The 2,630-nt window shown below is 43.5% G+C and carries 2 protein-coding genes; one reads left to right on the top strand and one right to left on the bottom strand.

The genetic code is table 11. The features are described 5' to 3' along the window. Nucleotides 1-929, top strand: a 929-nt coding sequence (locus BCT81_RS00315; protein WP_102422941.1) for a GTP-binding protein, incomplete at its 5' end; no start/stop codon positions are given. Between the two features lie 125 nt (nucleotides 930-1,054). Here the strand turns inward: BCT81_RS00315 and zigA are convergent. Next, nucleotides 1,055-2,254 (bottom strand): zinc metallochaperone GTPase ZigA, encoded by a 1,200-nt coding sequence (gene zigA / locus BCT81_RS00310; RefSeq protein ID WP_102422940.1) that lies wholly within the window; start codon nucleotides 2,252-2,254, stop codon nucleotides 1,055-1,057. Nucleotides 2,255-2,630: the final 376 nt, after the last annotated feature.

Raw genomic sequence — 2,630 nt, 5'->3', positions numbered from 1 at the left:
ATTGGATTGTGATTGAAACGTCGGGTAGTAGCCATCCTTTACCTTTGGTCGAGTATTTCAAAAACAGCGTACAATTTGCACTCAAAGACGTGATTACTTTAGTCGATGCGACTTGGCTGCGAGATGATTTTCAACAAGGAGCTACGTTAATCCCTAAGTGGCAGGAGAATGTTCAGCGAGGTATTAGGGGGGTAGAAAACTTGTTGGTTGAGCAGATCATGTTTTCAAACCGTGTCATGTTAACTAAAACAGATAAGGTGGATGACAATACTGTTCGCAACATTGCGCAGGCGATTCATCCTCTCAATGTGTACACCGAGATAATTAAAACGTCTTGGGGAAATTTGGATGTTCGCACGTTGAAAGGTAAGCAAGATTATAACTTCGTACTAGTTGAACAGTTAATCACAGAACTTCGAGAGGCTGTGAATGAACCGCTGAATTTATCCGATAAAGACGAACAAAGTCTTGTTGCAAAAGTGCTCAAAGATGATCGCCCATTTCATCCAGCTCGTTTATGGAATATCTGCCAACAGTATTTAACAAAAGGTGTATTTCGTAGTAAAGGGTTTTTTTGGTTCCCAACTCGAGACGATGTCTCACTGCTTTGGAGCCAAGCGAACGGTAATGTAGGCCTTGAAATCACAGGGTTTTGGCGCGCTTCGGTAATCGAAGATGAATCGCAAAACTATACAGAGGAGCATCGTCAAATCTTACAAGATAAGATAGATAGTGTTGAAAGCCGTTTTGGTGATCGTCGTTGTCGTCTAACGGTGATTGGGCAAGAAGATGAAGTCGATGCCTTTATTGATGCACTGGAAAGCTGCTTTTTGACTGATGAAGAATTGGATCAGTGGCAGCAAGGGGAGACGTTTGAAGATCCTTGGCCAAAGAAAATTGCCAAGCTAAACCAGAAGAGAACACCTTAAGTACACTAGTGATAACATGTCGTTGCGTTGTTACATTTCGGCTTGCTCCAATAAAGGTATCACTGAGTGACCCCATAAAATGTGAAAGCCTCCTAAGTAACGGGAGGCTTTTTGATTTAAGCTATTTACTCTTCCCACTCAGGGAAAGGGTCTTCCAGAGACAACCAATAGTTGAGCCCTTGCTTCACTTCATCTTCTGTCAGCAAACATTTGTTGAGACGGGCAATCAATTTCTCTTGTTCTAATCCCTGACCAATAAACACCAATTCTTGTCGCATATCGCCATAGGGTTCTTGCCAAATGTTGTTGATGGCACCAAGAGAGTCTTGATCCGTCGGCCAATCCTCTTTCGGAATTGATTTCCAAAACATGCCTGCGGCGCCATAACGTGCGATACCGCCTGCCTGGCTCCATTGGCCGACAAAATCCGGTCTCGTCGCCAACCAAAAGTAGCCTTTAGAACGAATCAGTTTGCCGTAGTCTTCTGCGTTGTGGAGGAAATCATAAAACTTCTCTGGGTGGAACGGGCGCCTTGCATGATATGCAAAGCTGGAAATACCATATTCTTCGGTTTCAGGTATATGTTCGCCACGCATTTCTTTCAACCAACCTGGGGCTTGTTGTGCCTTTTCAAAACTAAAGCTCTGCGTGTCGAGTACCGCATCAAGTTCCACTTCACCATTCGAGATAGGAATAATAGTGGCTGAGGTATTGAGTGTTTTTAGAATCGCTAAAAGCCTTTCGATTTCTGTTTTTTCAGCTAGGTCGGTTTTACTTATCAGGATAACGTCTGCGAACTCTACTTGATCAACGAGCAAGTCGGCGACGCTGCGTTCATCGTCCTCACCCAACGACTCTGGCGTCTCTGTTAAGAACTTAGCTTCATCGTAATCTCGTAGGAAGTTGATGGCATCAACCACTGTTACCATGGTGTCTAAACGGGCAACGTCTGACAGCGAAAGCCCATTTTCATCGGCAAAAGTAAAAGTCTCTGCAACCGGGAGTGGCTCAGCGATACCAGTGGACTCAATAACTAGATAATCGAATCTTCCTTCTTGAGCGAGCTTGGTGACTTCTTCAAGTAGATCCTCACGCAGGGTACAACAGATACAGCCGTTACTCATCTCAACCAATTTTTCTTCACTGTGGTTGAGCGAAACTTCATTCTGAACGGTCGCTGCATCGATGTTGATTTCACTCATGTCGTTGACGATGACCGCAACTTTTCTGCCTTGTCTGTTGTTAAGAATATGACTTAAAACGGTTGTTTTTCCTGCGCCGAGAAAGCCAGATAAAACCGTAACAGGGAGTTTTGGGGTGTTCATGCTCATGCTCATCTTATTAGTGTAATGTTATAATATAACACCAAGCATGATCGGTGATCTTAACTCTGGCATCAAGCAGTTTATTACTGTGTGGAGAGCTGGACTTTATTGGCGTCTTTATTCGTTTTTAAATGGTAGAGGCTTAGATGCACGCAATAAAGTACATCGGACTCTTACCTGGTGTTGGGCTTCTATATACGAAGAGAAAAAGCATGTCATGACAAAAGAAGAACTTGTTGCTGCGCCGAAAAGGGCTATATGAATGAAGCTCTGTCGTGCTTCCACTATTTACCCATTTACTGTCTAAGGCTATGAAAAATCATAATACTGCTTGATTTTCTAAATCCCAAAAACGGTGAAACCCCGATGTTGGTAG

The sequence above is a fragment of the Vibrio sp. 10N.261.52.A1 genome (genome assembly GCF_002876325.1).
In the GTDB taxonomy this organism is placed as follows: Bacteria; Pseudomonadota; Gammaproteobacteria; order Enterobacterales; family Vibrionaceae; genus Vibrio; species Vibrio chagasii.
This window is presented reverse-complemented; position numbering and strand designations above follow the sequence as displayed.

Bases quoted from the DNA above. Each gene is read 5' to 3' on its own strand.
- zigA (WP_102422940.1), bottom strand. From the start codon at position 2,254: ATGAACACCCCAAAACTCCCTGTTACGGTTTTATCTGGCTTTCTCGGC.